The 19,282-nt window shown below is 40.0% G+C and carries 13 protein-coding genes and 2 pseudogenes; 13 read left to right on the top strand and 2 right to left on the bottom strand.

Annotated elements, in window-relative coordinates:
* The first annotated feature begins 73 nt into the window (after nt 1-73).
* The 5 genes from IGK53_RS12365 to IGK53_RS12345 all read left to right on the top strand — a co-directional run bounded on the left by IGK53_RS12365 (nt 74) and on the right by IGK53_RS12345 (nt 6,372).
* Nucleotides 74-1,723: a MutS-related protein gene (locus tag IGK53_RS12365; RefSeq protein WP_002329807.1), complete on the top strand. Its 1,650-nt coding sequence runs from the start codon at nt 74-76 to the stop codon at nt 1,721-1,723.
* Between the two features lie 315 nt (nt 1,724-2,038).
* Nucleotides 2,039-2,974 (top strand): ABC transporter ATP-binding protein, encoded by a 936-nt coding sequence (locus IGK53_RS12360; RefSeq protein ID WP_002329808.1) that lies wholly within the window; start codon nt 2,039-2,041, stop codon nt 2,972-2,974.
* Complete coding sequence (locus tag IGK53_RS12355; RefSeq protein ID WP_002287492.1) at nt 2,967-3,737, top strand: ABC transporter permease; 771 nt, start codon at nt 2,967-2,969, stop codon at nt 3,735-3,737. The genes IGK53_RS12360 and IGK53_RS12355 overlap by 8 nt, the downstream gene beginning before the upstream one ends.
* Nucleotides 3,738-4,026: 289 nt before the next feature.
* A complete protein-coding gene (locus IGK53_RS12350; RefSeq protein ID WP_002329810.1) occupies nt 4,027-5,010 on the top strand; it encodes a tRNA dihydrouridine synthase in 984 nt (327 codons plus the stop codon).
* Between the two features lie 324 nt (nt 5,011-5,334).
* A complete protein-coding gene (locus IGK53_RS12345) occupies nt 5,335-6,372 on the top strand; it encodes a zinc-binding alcohol dehydrogenase family protein (protein ID WP_002329811.1) in 1,038 nt (345 codons plus the stop codon).
* A gap of 85 nt (nt 6,373-6,457) precedes the next feature.
* Here IGK53_RS12345 and IGK53_RS12340 read toward each other — a convergent pair whose 3' ends face one another.
* Together IGK53_RS12340 and IGK53_RS12335 are read right to left on the bottom strand one after the other, a co-directional pair.
* Nucleotides 6,458-6,781, bottom strand: a complete 324-nt coding sequence (locus IGK53_RS12340; protein WP_002310520.1) for an AzlD domain-containing protein — start codon at nt 6,779-6,781, stop codon at nt 6,458-6,460.
* Entirely contained in the window at nt 6,768-7,475 is a 708-nt protein-coding gene (locus tag IGK53_RS12335; RefSeq protein ID WP_002315845.1) for an AzlC family ABC transporter permease, read from the bottom strand. The genes IGK53_RS12340 and IGK53_RS12335 overlap by 14 nt, the downstream gene beginning before the upstream one ends.
* Nucleotides 7,476-7,934: 459 nt before the next feature.
* Between IGK53_RS12335 and IGK53_RS12330 the strand changes: the two genes are divergently transcribed.
* The 8 genes and pseudogenes from IGK53_RS12330 to IGK53_RS12295 form a co-directional block, all read left to right on the top strand.
* Nucleotides 7,935-8,822: a transcriptional regulator gene (locus tag IGK53_RS12330; RefSeq protein WP_002329812.1), complete on the top strand. Its 888-nt coding sequence runs from the start codon at nt 7,935-7,937 to the stop codon at nt 8,820-8,822.
* Between the two features lie 559 nt (nt 8,823-9,381).
* Complete coding sequence (locus IGK53_RS12325; protein ID WP_002310516.1) at nt 9,382-9,675, top strand: WXG100 family type VII secretion target; 294 nt, start codon at nt 9,382-9,384, stop codon at nt 9,673-9,675.
* 380 nt (nt 9,676-10,055) lie between these two features.
* A complete protein-coding gene (gene esaA / locus IGK53_RS12320; protein ID WP_002336179.1) occupies nt 10,056-13,454 on the top strand; it encodes a type VII secretion protein EsaA in 3,399 nt (1,132 codons plus the stop codon).
* The gene (locus IGK53_RS12315) at nt 13,451-13,960 is read left to right on the top strand and encodes a hypothetical protein (protein WP_002329814.1); all 510 of its coding nucleotides are present in this window, start codon (nt 13,451-13,453) and stop codon (nt 13,958-13,960) included. The genes esaA and IGK53_RS12315 overlap by 4 nt, the downstream gene beginning before the upstream one ends.
* Before the next feature lies 1 nt (nt 13,961).
* Nucleotides 13,962-14,240, top strand: a complete 279-nt coding sequence (locus tag IGK53_RS12310) for an EsaB/YukD family protein (protein WP_002329815.1) — start codon at nt 13,962-13,964, stop codon at nt 14,238-14,240.
* Nucleotides 14,237-15,406 (top strand): type VII secretion protein EssB, encoded by a 1,170-nt coding sequence (gene essB, locus IGK53_RS12305; RefSeq protein ID WP_002329816.1) that lies wholly within the window; start codon nt 14,237-14,239, stop codon nt 15,404-15,406. Before IGK53_RS12310 ends, essB begins: the two co-directional genes overlap by 4 nt.
* Nucleotides 15,387-18,776: pseudogene (gene essC / locus IGK53_RS12300) on the top strand (type VII secretion protein EssC); the annotation flags it as partial. The gene essB and the pseudogene essC, both read left to right, overlap by 20 nt.
* Nucleotides 18,769-19,269 (top strand): annotated as a pseudogene (locus IGK53_RS12295) (GyrI-like domain-containing protein); the annotation flags it as partial. The pseudogenes essC and IGK53_RS12295, both read left to right, overlap by 8 nt.
* Nucleotides 19,270-19,282 lie beyond the last annotated feature (13 nt).

Here is a 19,282-nt window from a genome sequence, read left to right as displayed (position 1 = left end):
GTTTTTTTACCCCCTTTTCAAATAGCGCAACAGTGCTATACTAAAGCTAACAAATAAAGGAACGGAGAGGGATATGGGTCAAAGAGAATTTATCGTTTCAATTATTATTGCAGTTGTTATTTTATTGGTCATTTTAGACATTTTTTCACGTTTGAAATTAAAGGAAACAGTTCGTAGCAAATGGGGAAAAATTCCTTATCAACCGAGATTTGATAAAGAAGAAAGCTTGAAGGAAGCATGGCTCACGGAGAAGAAGTTCCGTTCATGGGATAGCGAAATCGACGATCTTACTTGGTATGACCTGGATATGTTCGAAGTATTCGAAGGGATCAACAGTACCTATTCTAGTGTAGGTTCAGAAGCGTTGTATCAACGTTTACGCAGCTTTGATTTTGGCGAAGATCAGCAGTTAGAAAAACTGATTGCTTTTTATCAGGAAAATCCTCAACTGAGAGAAAAAATCCAATATCAATTCGCTCGTTTAGGAAAAAAAGATCATAATTTTGCAAAACAATATCTAGCGGATGGAAAAAGTAAAAAGATTGGACGCGTAGGTTTATTTATTTTTCTTGGCTTGCTTCCGCTGGTGGGTGTAGGTTTGCTTCTTTTAGGTCAAGTACTAGGAATCTATTTGGCAATCGGTGGGTTAGTATTCAATACGGTCTATTATCTAGTGAAGAAACAAACACTAGAAACAGAGCTGAATAGCATGAGTTATTTGGTTTCAACGATTTCAGCCGCCAATCAGTTAGCAAAACTGCCGACACCACTTCAAGAAGAGCTGAAACAGCAAACTAAACCATTAAGAGACATCCCTAAATTAGGTTTTTCATTTCGTATGAAGAGCGGGAGTGAAGCAGAGTTGATTTTTGAATATGTCAACATCATGTTCATGCTGCCATTTATCTCCTATCATTTCGTTCTCACTAAATTAGAAAAACATTCAACTGAAGCCATCAAGCTGTGGGAATTGCTGGGAGAATTAGAAGTAGCTGCTGCAATATTGAATTACCGTACTTATATGCCCATCACTTGCCGTCCGGAATTTACTGAGGGCGGTGTGACAGCGAAAGATATCTATCATCCATTGTTAAAAGAAGCGGTAGTGAATCCAGTCAACTGGCAGAAGAATACATTAGTCACGGGTTCCAATTCATCAGGAAAATCTACGTATGTCAAAAGTATAGCTATCAGCTGTATTCTAGCACAGACGATCCAAACAGCGATTGCAGAACAGTTTATCCTGCAACCTGGACATGTGTTGACTTCCATGGCAATCGAAGATGATTTATTTGAAGGCGATAGTTATTTTGTTTCAGAAATCAAATCGATCAAACGTTTGCTGGACCAAGTGGCTTCCAAAGAACGCTGTTACTGCTTCGTAGATGAGATTTTAAAAGGGACAAACACGATCGAACGGATTGCTTCTTCCGCTTCAGTCGTTCGGTGGCTTGCGGAGTATCCATCTTTAGCATTTGTCGCCACACATGATATCGAATTGACAGAGATTTTAAAGAATTATTGTGAGAATGTCCACTTTGAAGAACAAGTAACAGAAGGAAAAGGAATCAGTTTTGATTTCAAATTAAAAGAAGGACCTTCAAGGACCCGAAATGCGATTGCCTTGCTGAAAGTTTTGGATTACCCAGAGACTTTAGTAGAAACCGCAAAAACGGAAGCCGCGTCATTTGATGAAAAGCGGCAGTGGCATGTATTGGGATAGGCGAAGTGATCGAAAGTATTCATTGGATCAAAAATCTTGGCTTTTGCTTCCGCCGTTTATACGTGTTTAGAGCGTGAGACAAAAGTGTTCTTTACTTTTGTCTCACGCTCCTTTTGTTGCACATATGAATAGTAATCCTTTATCTTCGATTTGTTTTTTCTGAAAAGGTTGTCTGACTTCATCCGATTGATGTCTTTTATTAGAAGATTTTCCTGAGCCCAGCAACCTGATTTTTCGCTGGAACCAAGTTGTTTTTTCATCTGCTGTATTCCATGATACAATAAAGAATCATGTCTATAAGGAGATAGGAAATAAATGGCAAATGCGCTTGAAATAAATAATTTGAAAAAGGTTTATGGAAGTGGGGTCGAAGCATTGCGAGGAATCGATCTTTCCGTGAAAGAAGGAGATTTCTATGCGCTATTAGGACCAAATGGAGCTGGGAAGTCTACAACGATCGGAATCATTACTTCTTTAGTCAATAAAACATCTGGAAAAGTGAAAGTCTTCGGTTATGATCTGGATACGGATCTAGTCCGAGCAAAGCAACAGATTGGATTAGTCCCGCAAGAGTTCAATTTCAATCCCTTTGAAACGGTCCAGCAAATCGTCGTGAATCAAGCAGGTTACTACGGTGTGTCTCGCAAAGAAGCGATGAAACGCAGCGAAAAATATTTGAAGCAGTCCAATCTTTGGGAAAAGAGAAATGTCCGTGCACGTATGCTTTCCGGGGGGATGAAGCGAAGACTGATGATTGCTAGGTCATTGATGCATGAACCACGTTTGCTGATCTTGGATGAACCAACAGCAGGAGTCGATATTGAATTGAGACGCGAGATGTGGGAGTTTCTCCGAGAATTGAACGAACATGGTACAACGATCATTTTGACAACGCATTATCTAGAAGAAGCTGAAATGCTTTGTCGCAACATCGGGATCATCCAATCAGGTGAACTGATTGAGAATACTAGTATGAAAGAGCTTCTATCCAAACTGCAATTTGAAACATTTATCTTTGATTTAGCGCCATATGAGACCAAACCTGTGATTGAAGGATACGCTTGTACATTTGAAGATGAACAGACAATCGCTGTCGAAGTTGAACGAAATCAAGGGGTGAACGGAATCTTCGATCAGCTGACAAGACAAGGAATCAAAGTTCTTTCTATGAGGAATAAGTCGAATCGTTTAGAAGAACTGTTCTTGAAAATCACAGAAGAAAATGATCATACGGAGGAGAAAAATGTTTAATCTTTATTTTACTGCATTAAAAAGTTTAGCTATCAAGGAAACGAACCGCTATTTGCGTATATGGGTCCAAACACTGGTTCCACCAGTGATCACGACATCCTTGTATTTTGTTATTTTCGGAAAAATGATCGGTGGTCGGATCGGTGACATGGGTGGTTTTTCATATATGGAATTCATCGTGCCTGGTTTGATTATGATGTCTGCTATCACTAGTTCGTATGCCAACGTTTCTTCGTCCTTCTTCTCTCAAAAATTTCAGAAAAACATCGAAGAAATCTTGGTAGCACCTGTTCCTACCCATGTGATCATTTGGGGCTTTGTGATTGGCGGAGTGGGTCGTAGTATTCTCGTCGGCTCTCTCGTAACGATCATTTCCTTGTTTTTTGTACCACTTCATGTGTATTCATGGTTCATGGTCATCATTACATTATTGATGACAGCGATTTTGTTTTCGTTAGCAGGACTGCTCAACGGGATTTTTGCTCAGTCTTATGATGATGTATCGATCGTGCCTACATTTGTCTTGCAGCCGTTAACTTATCTAGGTGGCGTTTTCTATGCCATCTCGATGTTACCGCCCTTTTGGCAAGCTGTTTCGAAAGTCAATCCGATCGTTTATATGATCTCCGGTTTCCGTTACGGATTCCTTGGAACGATCGATGTGCCAGTAGCAACATCGATGATCGTACTTGTGTTATTCATCGTTGTTTTGTACGCCGTTACTTGGTATTTGATCAATAAAGGAAGAGGATTGAGAAGTTAGAAAAGAGGTTGTGAAATCAGCGTTTTGACCTGAGTATTAGAGAAACAAACGGGAAAATAGATCCTCATATTTTGTCGCTTGTTGAGCGAATACCGAGGGTCAGCTGATTGAACACCATTTATTCCGGAAAATGGACTGTGATAAGATTTTTGTCACAGTCTTTTTTGTTCAATCAGAAACATCTTTTAAGCTGTTCACTTTGCTTCTTTTTTTGTTTCCTAGTATAATGACAATGTTTTTGAGAAAGATTGCGACTTCACTGCTTGATAGAATGGAGAGTAACAAACAAATGACTACTAATTTTTGGAAAGAGCTGCCAAAGCCTTTTTTTGTTTTAGCACCAATGGAAGATGTAACAGATGTTGTATTTCGCCATGTCGTAAAGCATGCAGCAGCACCGGATGTCTTCTTTACTGAGTTTACAAACTCAGACAGTTTCTGTCATCCAGATGGAAAAGATAGTGTACGAGGAAGATTGACCTTTACAGAAGATGAACAGCCGATGGTTGCCCATATTTGGGGAGACAAGCCAGAATTTTTTAGAGAAATGAGCATTGCTATGGCAGAAATGGGCTTCCAAGGAATCGATATCAACATGGGCTGCCCAGTTCCTAATGTAGCAGAACGTGGAAAAGGCAGTGGCTTAATCCTTCGTCCAGAAGTAGCGGCACAATTGATTGAAGCAGCTAAAGCTGGCGGTTTGCCTGTTAGCGTCAAGACGCGTATCGGTTATACGGAAATGTCTGAGATGGAAGAATGGATCAGTCACCTACTTCATCAAGATATAGCCAATCTTTCTGTCCATTTGCGTACGCGTAAAGAGATGAGTAAAGTAGATGCACATTGGGAAGTCATTCCTAAAATCATTGCTTTACGTGACCAAATCGCTCCGCAAACACTAATCACGATCAATGGAGATATCCCCGATCGCCGGACAGGAGAAGAATTGGCTGAAAAATATGGCGTAGATGGCATCATGATTGGCCGGGGGATTTTCAAAAATCCTTATGCATTTGAAAAAGAACCGAGAGAACATACAGAAAAAGAACTGATTGGCCTACTTCGTCTGCAACTAGATCTGCAAGATCATTATTCAGAAATCATCCCACGTTCGATCACAGGACTGCATCGTTTCTTTAAAATCTATATCAAAGGATTTCCAGGAGCAAATGACTTGCGTGTTCAGTTGATGAATACGAAATCTACCGATGAAGTACGAGAGATCTTAGACACCTTTGAAAAAGAACATCCAACACTTTTCAGTGAACAATGATTTCTTGCTTGAACACCGTGAATCAGAGGTCGTGAAAAAGCTGTCCTGCATCAAGTCATAAGAACAGCCAAACAAAAATAGCTCCTCATATTTTATGAATATTGTAACTTGTGACCGAAGAGTTGGTAGGAGAACACCGTTTATCAGAGGTTGTGACAAAAGTCTTGTCGCAACCTCTTTTTTAACCAAAAAAGTGCAAATAGTTTACTTTAAGTAAGAGAATAATTATGATGGATAAAAAAGGTGGAACAAATAACATACTATATATATTGAAATGAACATTGTATGGATGCTCCAACTTGATGAAGCTAAGGAGGAATTCGTATGTCAGAAAAGGAATTAATGAAGGTAGTCGGTTTTTATGAAGGGTTGCCGATTGATGATCCAAAAAGCTTTATGGATGAAAAAGAACAGGCACCTGTACCCACTTCACAGGATCTTCTGGTAAAAGTCAACGCAGTATCTGTCAATCCTGTCGATACGAAACTTCGCCAAGATAATGGGATAAGAAATGCTTTGCGTATCTTAGGGTTTGATGGGGTCGGGAAAGTCGTTGCTGTAGGTGATGAAGTGCAAAAATTTTCTGTCGGCGATCGCGTGTTTTATGCAGGTACAACAACAAGAGCAGGAAGCAATCAAGAATACCAACTGGTTGACGAACGTATTGCCGCTCTTGCACCGAAAAATCTGTCAGATGAAGAAGCCGCAGCGTTGCCATTGACTTCATTGACCGCTTATGAATTGTTATTTGAAAAATTTGGTCTGATTCCAGAAGAAAATGCCAACCGCGGGAAAAAAATCTTAGTGATTAACGGAGCTGGGGGCGTCGGTTCGATTTTGAATCAGCTAGCGCATTGGGCTGGTCTAGAAGTCTATGCGACTGCAAGTCCGAAGAATTTTGAATGGCTGAAAAAAACAGGCGTAGACTATCCAATCGATTATCATCAAGACTTAAGTAAAAGTTTTCGTGAATTGGGAATCGATCAAGTAGAGTATGTCGCTGTATTATTCGATATTACCCGCTATTTTGATCAAATCAAGCACCTTGTCCGACCATTTGGACATGTGGGAACGATCGTAGGAATCAAAGAGCCGTTAGACATAGGTGTTTGGAAAAACCAATCTATCAGTTTCGACTGGGAGTATATGTTCGCTAAAACAGACTATAACTATGAAATCGAAACGCAAGGAGAAGCTTTAGCGCACATTGCTGCTTTAGCAAACGAAGGGATTATCCGCAGTACATTGAGCAAGGTCTATTCAGATGGGATCAATGCGAAGAACTTGAAACAAGCAACCAAAGACGTAGAAACAGGACATATGTTAGGAAAAGTCGTTGTTAGTGGTCCGTTCAACGGATAAGCAATAATACGCCGATTTTCTTCTTATTATAAATAAAAAACAAGAGCGCATGACAGTAATTTGTCATAAGCTCTTGTTTTTTTATTTATAATAAGCGAATCAATGAAAGGGAAAGAATACCTACCAAGACGATCACCAATAAGCTTTTTGAAAGAATAGCAGCTAAAAGCGTAGGAACTGAAGCCAAAGCATTTTCGAGATTGATCTGCGGCAGATGTCCGATGTTCTGGGTAAATAGACTGCTGAACCATAAAGCAGACATAATGACGATTGGGACAAAACTTAAATACTCAAGCAACGGTCGCGGTAAGTCGAATTTTTTCAGTAAGACAAACGGTAGGACCCTAGAAAGCCAAGTCGCTAGAGTACAACCTAAAATAGTCAGCAATGTAAACTCAAAAGAAGGCATGTTTGATCCACACCCCCAATCCGCACCCGATCAGTGTTACAACTACGATCACTAAGTTGCTTGGGATAAAAATCAGTCCGACATATACCAGAATCAAAGTGAGACCAATCAGAATCAACTGTAATCGTTTAGAGGTGTTTCTATCAGAAATGACTTGAAGATAAAGTAAGCCGATAAACATAGCGACGATGGCGAAATCCAAACCAAACTTTTTCGGATCAGTAATAAAATTACCTAAAAGTGCGCCAACAAGAGAAGAACCCACCCACGTCAAATAAGAAATCCAATTAGCTGTATTCATCCAACGAAAGTTTAACTTTTGTCCCGTATAGTTCAATTTATTCATTCCCAGAGCGAAACTTTCATCTGTCAGCAATGTGCCAATGAGCAGATTTTGAATCAGCCGATTTTTCTTGAAATAAGGGGCGATCGTCATACTCATCAAAATCATTCGGGAATTGACTAGAAAGGTCGAGAGAACGATGGAAAGCAACGGACTGTGGCTAGCAAGCATACTAACCGTGATAAATTGGGCGGAACCAGCATAAATCAGCAGGGACATCAACGTGACGACCAGCGGATGAAACCCGGCAGCTTTCCCAACGATACCAAATGCAAGTCCAATACCGATATAACCAAAAACGGTAGGTAACGTGTCTTTGATCGCAGTTTTTATATCTAACTTTTCATCCAATAACAAAACTCCTTTAGCACGACATAAATTTTCATAATTGTCGTCAAACTTGTGAATATTCTAAATTTTTATTTAACGTTTGTCAATGGTAAATAGTTCATACGAGGGGCATACTTAGAAGATAAAATTCTACTAGAAAAAATAAAAATGAGTATTTTTCATATAGCAAAAATAAAATAACGTATTATATGTATTAATTTACCGCTTATTCTTTATCCCCTAATGGATTGCAAAATTATAAAACAACTATTATGATTAAGTTTTTTTAAAAATACTGGTAAATGAACAATTGGTTTTAACAGCGATGATATCATGAAAAACAAGGAACGTCTTACGAAAAAATGATTTTTAGAAATGAAAAATGAAGATCTGATGGATTGGTATATGTTATTTCATACAAAATCATGTTGCGATTGTTTTCAACTGAAGGAGAGCCATATTTATAAAGGAGTTGGCAAAATGGAAGTATGGGAGATCATCGAATTTGTTCGAAAGCAAAAAGGTATCTCCGTAGCAGAATTATGCGGAAAGGAAGTCAGCCGATCCGTTTACGAACGGTTTGTAAAAAATCAAGCAGACACGACAGTTAGCAAATTTTCATATTTTTTACAAAAACTCAATCTTGGTTATGATGAACTGAGGATATTCGATTATCCGCCGGAAGTGGCAAACATGGACCGGATGATGAAAGAAATGGTTTTAGCATTTATGAATCAAGATAAAGAAGAATTGCAACATTTGATCAGCCTGTGCGAAGAAAAAGGAGACATCACTCAAAAGGAGAGACATCTAGCTAGTTTATGCAAATTACTGATTGCTCGTATAGTAGATGAGCCAATTGATGTTGCTGATTCAGAAGTTTATCAGTATCTGATTTATGCACAGACATGGACGAACTATGAGTTGGTGTTATTCAATCATTGTATGTATGCTTTTGATCCATTCTTTATCGATTTAGTGTTAGATAAAGCATTAGTCAGTATTTCCGCTTATCAAAACAGCAAGGATCGAAAGAATGAGAGCTTTCGGATGCTGGCAAACGCGATTATCCATTTTATCCAGCAGCAACAACGCGGACTAATTTGGAAATATATCTCAAAACTTGAAGCAGTCTTTTTAGAAGAAGATATGTTCTTTGAACGAAATCAGTATTCCCTACTCACTGGAATCTGGGAGATGATCAAAGGAAATGAAAAAGGAAGACAAAAAGTAAACCAAGCGTTGCAGATTTGTCAGCAACTTGGTGCAACGAAATATCATAAAATGAATCATGAACTTTTGAGAAATGTAGAAAGAATCTATGAAATCGATTTTCAATTAGACGAATTACTAGTAGTAGACAAATAAAAAGAGAGACAGCCGAGGTGTTACATCAAATACCTTGGGTATTTTTTTGCATGAAAAATATCAAAAGGATAATGAGACAATAAAAATCAAATCAAAAAAAATTTTTTCAAATATTTACGTACTTAATAAATGGGAGAATATTCACCACATATAAAACGAAGGAGGATCATCTGCATTTACAAGAGGGAATATTCGTTCTGGATAGAAAGAAAAGGGGGACAGAGGAGTATTGTCAAGTAAATATTAGCCGTTTTTTTTATATTTTTTTGAGAAAGAACATAAAACATTAAAATATCAGCCAGTTTTTAAGAATTATTTCAAAGTGATTTGTAATAAATTTAAAAAGGTCATACTTAGAAAAATATGTGAGATTAGAAATAATTTGTATAGTTATTTTTCTTGGATTTTTGACCAGTCAAAAAAGGAGGAATAAGGAGGCAAAATAACACGTCGTATACGACACATGATGTGCGTGAATGCTACATTTTGACCACAGAGACAAAAAATAGTTTATGATGTACGCGTAACAAAAAATAACTTTTTATTAGGAGGAACAAACATGGCAGGAGCAATTGCAGTCACACCCGAACAGCTTAAATCACAGGCAAAGGTCTACCAGCAGGCAGCATCTCAAATCCAAGATGCGATCAGAAAGGTCAATTCCATGAACCAACAAATCGCTCAACAATGGAAAGGACAAGCCTTCCAAGCATATTTAGAGCAATACAATCAGCTGGAAGGAAATGTCAAACAGATGGAGCAGTTATTGGAAAGCATCAATCAACAGTTGAACAAGTATGCTGACACTGTGGCAGAGCGGGATCGTCAAGACGCTGGCTCATTTGGATTTTAAGCAATAAGGCAATAATAATTATTCAGTTTTGAGTGATCAGCAGACACATGACCTCATCGAGCATGGTCGTTCCTCACGGCTTAATATCGTAAGAAAAAATGGATGACAATGTTTTTCTGCATTTTTTGATGGCGTTCGCTTCTCACTGAAAAACTGAATCGGCACATGAAGCCAGATTCAGGAGCAAGAAGAGGCTGGAGCCACTATTTTTCCAGCCTCTCCTCACTGTTCCTGCTTTTGGCTAAAAGTGCGCTGAGAAACTATCTGCACTAAGGCCAATTTTTGTACAAACTTTTGAAGAAGTTTCTGCAAAAATTTGTCTTACTGCGTAGAGCCAATTGTTTTTAACCGCATTTATTTTAAGGAGTGGAAGAGTTTAGATGTTAACTGATTTTAGAAGGAACATTTCATTATTTCTAACAATTGCCGCTAGCTTATTTTTACTGCTTTTCTTTCTTTACTTAGGTTTCAAAGATGAGAACGTCACGATCAGTACAACTGATCTTACAGGGAAAATGCAATATGCACTAGTAAACGAAGATAAAGGAGCAGTCTTTGAAGGCAAAAATTATTCATTAGGTTCGGATTTTGTGACATTGATCAATAAAGACAGTAAAAATCGCTGGGAAACCACCACTCGAAACATCGCTACAGCTGGTGTAGAAAGCGGGCAATTTGATGCTCAAATCATCATTCCCCAAGATTTTTCTGAAAAATTGCTCTCGCTGCAAAGTATCAATCCGGAAAAAGCATTGATCGAATATCAAGTTCGAGATGGACAAAATGAAATCACGAATCAAATGATTCAAGACAATGTCAACACGATCTTAACGGACTTCAATCAGCGGATTATCCAAATGTATTTTTCCAGTATCGTCGGGAATTTATTTGAAGCACAGCAAAATGTGAATCAAATCGCCGGAACACAAGTAAACTATCAGACGAATTTGGAATCATCTATTTACAGTCCATTCAAAGAAATCCCAGGCAATTATACGAATGTGCTGGAAACAGCCAGTATTTTAGACACAGACAATCAGTCTTTTACTGCCCAGCAGCAAGCCTTTGTCCAGTCGGTCAAAGAGTTGCTGGACAGAAACAATCAAGGATTAGAAGGAGGCAGCCAATCGACTGAAGCAGTCAAAGAATCGGTCGAGGACTACACGAAGCAGGCAAATGAAAAACTGAAAGAATCGATCAGACAATTCAATGATCAAGTAGCGATGCAAAAAAAGCAGCTCAACGAACAATGGGAAACAGATACGGCAGACTATAAAAAGCAGCATGATCAATTGAATGAAACAATCTTGTCCCAGTTGGGTGATTTTTATACCAGCAATGAACAAGAAAGCACAGGTGTGTACGCCGGTTTTTTATCAGAATCGGTTCTTTTCCAAGTGACACAAATAAAAAGAATCACGGAACTTCAGTCAGAAATCGGTGAGCTACAAGCCCAGACAGAACAGTTGACCCAGTTGAAAAGCCAGATTGCAGCGACTTATTATAACGATCCTGCAGCTACTCCTGATACAGCAACCACCGAGCAAGTGAAAACAGCTATCCTCCAGCTGATTTCCGATTTGGGAGGGAACGCACCCAAATTGAACGCTGAGTATCAAGGAACACTAGAGACCTCATTGGCTCAGATCCCAGACAAGAGCTTGGAACAGTTAGTGGACGAATTAGCAAAACAGCAAGTGATCACACCTGATCAAGCTTCCCTTTACTTGGATGAACTGGCAATCGTCCGAAAATACGCCAATGATTTGAACAAGCCATTGGGAAAAGAGGTCCATTTCACGTATTTAGATCCTAGACAAGGACATCCTGAAATGATCACCATTCCGCAGCAAACAGTCACGCTTTCCATGGACCCGACAAAAGAGAATACTTATTCGATCCAATTACCAGCTGATTCGCAAGAACAAGTCAGTGTGATGCTAGATGGTCCCAAGCTGCAAGAAATCGAACAGTTAGTGAATGATGAACTGCATCCTTATCGCTATCAAACTACGATCATCGACCATTCAGATCATCAATTTACATTCGCAGCACCTGAAAAAATCGAAGAAACGGAAGAAAGTACACAAGATTCAACAGATGACCCGCAAGAAAAAGAATTGCCGAAACAGGTGACATTCACGGTCAACCTGCCGATCATCTGGCATTTGAACTCAATAGAACAAGCGACATCTTATAATGAACTTTACTATTCATGGTGCAGGAACGAAACGGTCCAAAGCGATCATCAGTATGCCGTCTATCTCCCGATGGATCAGCCGCTGATCGATGATGTGCCTAAAATTCTGACACATTTACAAGCACTGGATACTGCTGCGCAGCAAATCGCGACTCTTTTCGGTAATCCGAACCAGTCGTTATCAGTCCAGTCTTATGCTGCCATGATCCGTGCATCAGAAAACCAAGGGAAAACAGTTCTGGAACTAGCTAAAGACCAATCGATCTATCGTCGGTATGACAATATTACGAATGCTGAGAAACAAACGGTCATTACCGATAAATTATATGAAGAATACAAGAAATCAGGAGACAGGATCTACAAGGACACCGAGACTCAGATCAATCGACTGCAAGCGGTCATTGGGCATGAAACAGATCAGAATAAAGAAGAAGCCAGCCCTACGCTTTACGGCACATTGAATCTGATGACCATCCCGGAAAAACTGCTACAGGAAGCAGATAAATTGAATCGATGGTTCACAGATGCCAACCGGCAAATCAAGGATTCATACAATGCATGGGGCGAAACAGCAAAAATCGAAGCCGCATCAGTGATCAATGAAGAAAATCCGCATCCTGAAGAAAACGAGACGAAACAAATTGCCACCCAAACAGAGTCTTTAGTCCAAACGATGCAAGAACTGATGCGATCATCCAAAGAAACGGCTGCTAGCACCGAGAAATCTGCTGCAGAAGTCAAAGATATCGCGCCGGTAATCGAAGAATTAAAAACAACGACAGCTGATGTTCAGACAAATGCAACAACGATCCTCACCAATCTGGATCAATCGATTCAACAATCGAAGCAAATAACGAAAGAAAACGAAGAATATGCAAAGACCTTTGAAAAAGTGTTGTCCAACACGAAAAACGGCGGAGCAGACAATACACAAGTTTTCCATTTTCTGTCACGGCCGATCCAAGGAAAAGGTGTGTTCGGACAAACAAGACAAATCTCGTTAGTTCCTTATTACGCAACATTAACTGGCGCGATTCTGCTTATGGTCGCAGGGCTTTCATTACTAGGATTTATGAAAAAACGTAAAGTGACAGAAGCCAATCTGCTGGTTCAGCCGACAAGGATATGGCTGAACGTTCCTAATGTCTTCCTTCTTTCGTTTGTGACGATCTTACTTGCCGGTTTTTATGCTGGTGCTACCAGTGCAAGTGCTGGCACGGCGAATCGCTTGTTGTGGTTCAGCTATGCCTTTTTGACCTTTGCCAGCATGCAGCTGCTTGTCACAGGCTGTTTACGGCAATTCAAGAAACTTACCTTATATGGTTACGGCAGCGTTCTAGGATTGTATTTCATACTCACACCATTATTAGGAGTGACGGTCAAAATAGGTTCATTCACCGAGTTTCTCTATCGGCTGTCACCGCTCCAAAATATCCAAAATGGTTTCACAGTCCTGCTGAATGGCGGCCGTATCGGTTGGGTCAGTTATCTTGTGATCGCCATCCTTCTTGTTTTAGGACTGTTTCTGAATCTCATTGTTCTTCCTGAAGAACAAGATAGAAAAGAGCGTGAATCATGAATAAAAAAAGAAAAATCTGTTGGATCATCGGTATTTTGAGTGTTCTTTTTCCTATTAGCTTCGACGGAACACGTGTGCATGCTGAACAAGGGTCTCTTACAATCAACAATCAGGTAATCTATGAGGATCAGCAAACGGAAGCAGGCGGAAACGAGGTCTCTTTTGCCATCAATGACTTGTTTTTGGCGGAGAAAGAAGCGAAAGATCAGCAATTGAAAGCAAAACAAAAAGAACTGGTCTCAACTGCACAGGAAAAAATATTTTTTGAGGAAACGACTGAGCCAGAAGCTCTTGACCAAAAAGTAATGCCTTATCTCTTCAAAGAAGGAGACACTGTTGCTTCAGTCCAAAGTACTTCTTCTTCAACCATGCAGCAAAGGAAAGTAAATCAGCTGGTTACCTTTAGCGGCTATGTTCTTGGCGGAAGCCTATGCATAGGAATCGGTCTATTTTTAGGGAAACAATTAGCTTATCACAAAAATAAAAGGAGCAGGAGTGGCGTGTAGCATGGAAAAAGGTACAACAATCAGTATCAGTCTGCATACAGTTGATCGGATCATCGATCTGAAAGTCCCAAGCCAAGTCACTGTGGCACGACTGAAAACAATTTTACAAGAGTCGTTTCCAATCATTCATATCCGACTTCCCGAAAATTTTGAATTGGCTCTTTTGAATAAACCCATTCATTTGAGAAATGAGGCCATCTTAGCTGATTATTCTTTAGGCAATGGCGATCAGTTACAAGTGATCGAAAGACAAAAAAACAGGGAGGAAAACCCACTGTGAGAGAAATACAGAACATCGACCAAACCATTGGATTTATGAATGAGACTAACGCTGTAGAGGTGACTCTGCAGGCCAATCAGTATAGGCTGGACAAACTGACACAGTATCAGCACTTTTTAGCACCTGGTATCCGAATGCTGTCAGGAGAGATTATAGAAGCAACAGAAGAAAAGCTGGTTATTCGCTATAAAAAAGAAACGGCTACCTTGCCGCTTGAACAAGTCGTCAAAAAAGAAGAACTTTTCCAACGTTTGCTGCTGGCACAAAAAATCCATTTCTTAACGGATTTTCTACACCGTCCAGCTCAGCCTTTCCTCCATCCTGCTAATCTATTCGTTCGTGGAGAAGAACTAGTTATCGGGCACCGAGGATTTATGGAAACGATCGTCCCTTATATCAATGAAGAAGATGATTTTATCAAGCAATATCGGGCATTGGTCCTTTATATCCTGCATCCTAGATTAAACTATGAACTGCTGATCGAAGGCAGCGGTACGCTGAAAGATGCCTTTACAAAAAAAATAAACGAAGCAGATACGATCGAAATCATCGATCAGTTGCTAGCAACGGAGATTCTGAAGCAAAAGCAAAAACGAGCCAAAGAAACACAAGTGGTCAGTAAAAGAAATCATCAGATTTTTAAGTGGAGCAGCTTGGTATTGGGGGTATCGACAATCGGATTTGCTGTTGCGACAGGGATCTATGCTCTGGATAAACTCCCGGCACAAGAGCGTATCAGTTCCGCTGAGACACAATATATCGCCAATGATTACGCTGGTGTTTTGAATACGTTGAAAGAAGACGAACCTGAAAAACTGCCCACTGGTGCTAAATATGTTGCCGCAGTCAGTGCCGTACAACTGGACAATTTGTCCAATGAACAAAAGGCAGCTATTTTAAATAACTTGTCCCTTAAATCGAGCGACAACACATTGCTTTACTGGATCTATGCTGGAAAAGGGAACTTCGATAAGGCACTGGATGTCGCTAAGAATCTTGGTGACAATCAATATATCTTACACACTTATACCAAGTTATACGATGCAACAAAGACCAACAACAAGATGAAAGGTGAGAAAAAACAAGAATTGCTCACAAAGTATGAAGAAGAGATCAATAAATACATGAAGTTGTTAGGAGGAGAAGATGGAAATGAAGCCAACTGATCGGTTCGTCCCATTAAGTGATCAAATCCGGACATCTGTAAAGATCCTCTTTGATATTTTTTATTTTGGTGAAACGTTCGTCCATGAACAACTCACCGAGAAACAGCGTCAAGTCGTACTTAACGGTCAAAGCTTCACTTATGAAGACCAGAAGTTATTGTGTGACGGAAAACCAATCAAGTCAGATGAACACTTGCTGATTTTAAGACATGAAGAGCTGGAAACTGTTTTTACGAATAAACCCAAAAAAGATTTTCTGATCTCCGGAGCGAAAAAATCGGCAGTTTTTTTAGAAACAGATGCATTGATCTCAATTCCTATCGATCCTAAAACCAAAGAATATCAGCTGAAGATCTATCCGAGTAAGGAACGTGTTTACTACAACGATCAGCTTATACAAGAAGGTACATTTTCGTTTGGCGTAGGAGATCGGTTGATGGTCGATCGTTTAGTGATCGAAGTCCGGGAAAAGCAGCTGCGTTTCACCAGTCTGGGCACAAACTATCAGCTGGATCCATGGAAACTGGTAGAAGAAACGTTTCTTCCCGAATATCCGAATGATTTCCCATTTTTTAGAAGAAGCCCGCGTATCCATTTGAAAGAACCAGCGAATGAAATCGAGATCCTTGCACCGAAACCAAAAGAAACAGAAGGCAGGAATGACTTATTGAAAACAATCGTGCCACCACTTGGTATGGTCGTTTTAAGCGGTGCCACAAGTTTTCTTAGCGGAGGAAACCCGATCATGATGCTGAGCATGGGTGGTGCGAGTCTATTGACAGCTGGTTTTTCAGTTTCCAGTTATCTGACCAATAAAAAAGAAACGAAACGAACAAACGAGGAACGGGAAACCACCTACCGCCAGTATATGCTTCAAAAAAAATCAGAACTGAACAAGCTGCAGCAAAAACAAAAAGAAGCGTTAGCGTATATGAATCCTTCTATAGATGATTTGGCTGTGATGGCTAAAGAATATCATGCGCGGATCTATGAGCGTATGAGCCGCAATGAAGATTTTTTGAATATTCGAGTGGGCACAGGAGAAATCATCTCCAGTTTCAAGACGAACTACCAGCCAGCAGAAGAAGATGATTTGAGCAAAGAAGCAGAAGAACAGCTCGTCTGGCCTTATAAACAGTTGGACGAAGCGCCAATCGTCGTTCCGCTAAAGGATCAGACGCTAGGATTAGCAGGACCATCTGCTGTACTGCGAACCGCCGTCCAAACCATCCTTTTCCAATTATCGGTTCTTCATTCGTACCGAGATGTCGAATTCATCACATTGGTTCCGGAAGCGGATTATCAAAAGGAGTGGAGTGCCTGGCGCTGGCTGCCCCATACGAAGATCCGACATTTGAATCTTCGGGGAATCGTCCATCACGCACAGTCACGGGACATGGTCCTGAATTCCTTTTATCAAATGCTGACAAAGCGACGCCAGCAAGTCAAAGAAGCCGGAAATGAAACAGTTGTTTTTCAGCCGCATTACATTTTTTCGATCCTTGATGAAAGCTGGCTTTCAGGTCATGGATTGAATGAATTTCTGGCTGAAGACATGAGTCTTTACGGTGTGACAGTCATTTGGGGAAAAGAAGCCTTGAACATGCTGCCGGAGACAACGACAACGCTCATCGAATATTAAAGTAGTGAATCTGCTACCCTGATCAATCAAAACAGCGAATACATCAATCAGACCTTCTTGCCGAATCATCTGCCAACTAGCTATCCACTGGAGCAAGCCATCCAGCGTTTAGCGAACCTGCAGCACGTGGAAGTGGAGAAGAATGCGGTGCCGGAAAGTCTTAGTTTATTAGATCAATACGAAGTGAAAAAAATAGAAGAACTTTCTATTCGGACTCGCTGGTTGAAAGCTGAACCAAACAAATCAATTCGTTCTTTGATTGGTTGGAGAGGAAAATCGGAGTATGTCTATTGGGATCTGCATGAGCGGGTTCATGGTCCACATGCACTCGTTGGAGGAACGACTGGTTCAGGAAAATCGGAGTTTTTGACCACCTATTTGCTAGGTTTGGCGATTAATTTTTCTCCAGAGGATATCGGAATGCTGATTATTGACTGGAAAGGTGGAGGAATTGCAAATACATTAGAAAAATTACCTCATTTCATGGGGGCAATTACTAATCTAGATGGTGCAGGGACGGCTCGTGCATTGGCAAGTATCAAAGCAGAACTGAACAAAAGACAAAGAGAGTTTGCTAAATATGGAGTAAACAATATCAATGGATACATGAGTTTATATAAACAACGTCTAAACCCTAATCCAGCTATCACTTATCCTAGTAAACCATTACCACATTTGATTTTAGTTTCAGATGAATTTGCTGAATTAAAAGCAAATGTTCCTGAATTCTTAGAAGAATTGACCTCAGTAGCACGAATCGGCCGATCGCTAGGAGTCCATTTGATTCTAGCCACACAAAAGCCATCTGGTGTGGTAAATGACCAGATTGAAGCAAATAGTACAAGTAAAATCGCACTTAAAATGGCTAGTGTCCAAGATTCGAATGAATTACTAAAAACCCCAGATGCTGCTCAAATCATAAATCCTGGTCGTGGTTATCTTAAAGTTGGCGAAAATGAAGTATATGAATTATTCCAAAGCGGTTATGCCGGTGTTTCATATGATCCAGACAAAATAATCGAAGAGAATGTGGACGAACGGATTTTTATGATCAATGATTTAGGGCAATCAGAGGTGCTCTATGATCCTGGTGAGGAAGTGATTCAAGGAAAAGATACTAGCGAATTACCAACGCAACTAGAGGCAGTGATTGACAAGATCGATCAAATTTTTCAACAGTCGGATTATATCCTCCCCGAGAAGCCTTGGTTACCCAATCTGGAAGACCAGATCGTGACGCCGTCTGTGAAAGAAACGAAAGAAAGAAAAATGGATATCCCGCTTGGAGTAGTAGACATACCGTCCAAACAAACACAAGAAATCTATAATTATGATTTGGTAAAAGCTAGCCACACTGCTATATTTGCAAGTCCGGGGTACGGAAAATCAACAATATTGCAAACGATTACAATGAATCTTTCACGTCAGAACACGCCGGATCAGATTCACTTTCATTTATTGGACTTTGGGAATAATGGTCTATTGCCATTAAAAAATTTGCCTCACACAGCAGACATTGTCACTTTGGAGGAAGACGAAAAGCTGCAAAAAATGTTGGATAGGATTTCTCTTGTATTAACAGAAAGAAAACAGTTATTCAAAGAATGCGGCGTAGCAAATCTTGAACAATATGAAACGAAAAGGCAAATAACATTACCAATCGTTGTTACAGTCCTTGATAGTTATGATGGTCTAAGCACGGATGATACGCGTAAGGAAAAAATCGATGGAATTTCGTATCGAAAAGAAAGAACAGTTTTATGTGGCAGGTGTGGCGAAAAAAGTCCCTGTCCAATTTGAAGGAGTTAATCAAGAAATACAAAAGTTAGCGCAGACGATCACGGAGACTCAAAGGGAAGAGATGCATAAGTTAGGAGATTTATATCCACATCAAGTAATCAACGCTTCTTATGGATTTGATGGAGACCGCTTGGAAGAAAAGGGTAGTTTGATGCACATGATCGGCTTTGCTACGACAAAAGAAAATCCGTACGCTGATTTAGAAATGTTTGCTATAGAAGAACACACTTGGGCCATTTTTCCTAATAAAGGACCATTTCCCCAAACTTTACAAGACACTTGGGGGAAAATCTATGCAGAATGGCTTCCTTCTTCAGATTATGAGTTAGTTGAAGCTCCCGAGATCTCTTTTACAAAATGGGGAGAGGACTTCAGTCATGTTTACAGTGAAATTTGGATTGCAGTGAAAGCAAAAAAATAGTTAAAAAATGAAA

The organism is Enterococcus sp. DIV1224 (genome assembly GCF_050555455.1).
Lineage (GTDB): Bacteria > Bacillota > Bacilli > Lactobacillales > Enterococcaceae > Enterococcus_B > Enterococcus_B lactis.
This window is presented reverse-complemented; position numbering and strand designations above follow the sequence as displayed.

Excerpts from the sequence above, each read along its gene's own strand:
- IGK53_RS12315 (WP_002329814.1), top strand. The coding sequence starts at position 13,451 with ATGAATAAAAAAAGAAAAATCTGTTGGATCATCGGTATTTTGAGTGTT.
- IGK53_RS12365 (WP_002329807.1), top strand. The coding sequence starts at position 74 with ATGGGTCAAAGAGAATTTATCGTTTCAATTATTATTGCAGTTGTTATT.
- IGK53_RS12340 (WP_002310520.1), bottom strand. The coding sequence starts at position 6,781 with ATGCCTTCTTTTGAGTTTACATTGCTGACTATTTTAGGTTGTACTCTA.
- IGK53_RS12325 (WP_002310516.1), top strand. The coding sequence starts at position 9,382 with ATGGCAGGAGCAATTGCAGTCACACCCGAACAGCTTAAATCACAGGCA.
- IGK53_RS12330 (WP_002329812.1), top strand. The coding sequence starts at position 7,935 with ATGGAAGTATGGGAGATCATCGAATTTGTTCGAAAGCAAAAAGGTATC.
- IGK53_RS12345 (WP_002329811.1), top strand. The coding sequence starts at position 5,335 with ATGTCAGAAAAGGAATTAATGAAGGTAGTCGGTTTTTATGAAGGGTTG.
- esaA (WP_002336179.1), top strand. The coding sequence starts at position 10,056 with ATGTTAACTGATTTTAGAAGGAACATTTCATTATTTCTAACAATTGCC.
- IGK53_RS12350 (WP_002329810.1), top strand. The coding sequence starts at position 4,027 with ATGACTACTAATTTTTGGAAAGAGCTGCCAAAGCCTTTTTTTGTTTTA.
- IGK53_RS12360 (WP_002329808.1), top strand. The coding sequence starts at position 2,039 with ATGGCAAATGCGCTTGAAATAAATAATTTGAAAAAGGTTTATGGAAGT.
- IGK53_RS12355 (WP_002287492.1), top strand. The coding sequence starts at position 2,967 with ATGTTTAATCTTTATTTTACTGCATTAAAAAGTTTAGCTATCAAGGAA.
- IGK53_RS12310 (WP_002329815.1), top strand. The coding sequence starts at position 13,962 with ATGGAAAAAGGTACAACAATCAGTATCAGTCTGCATACAGTTGATCGG.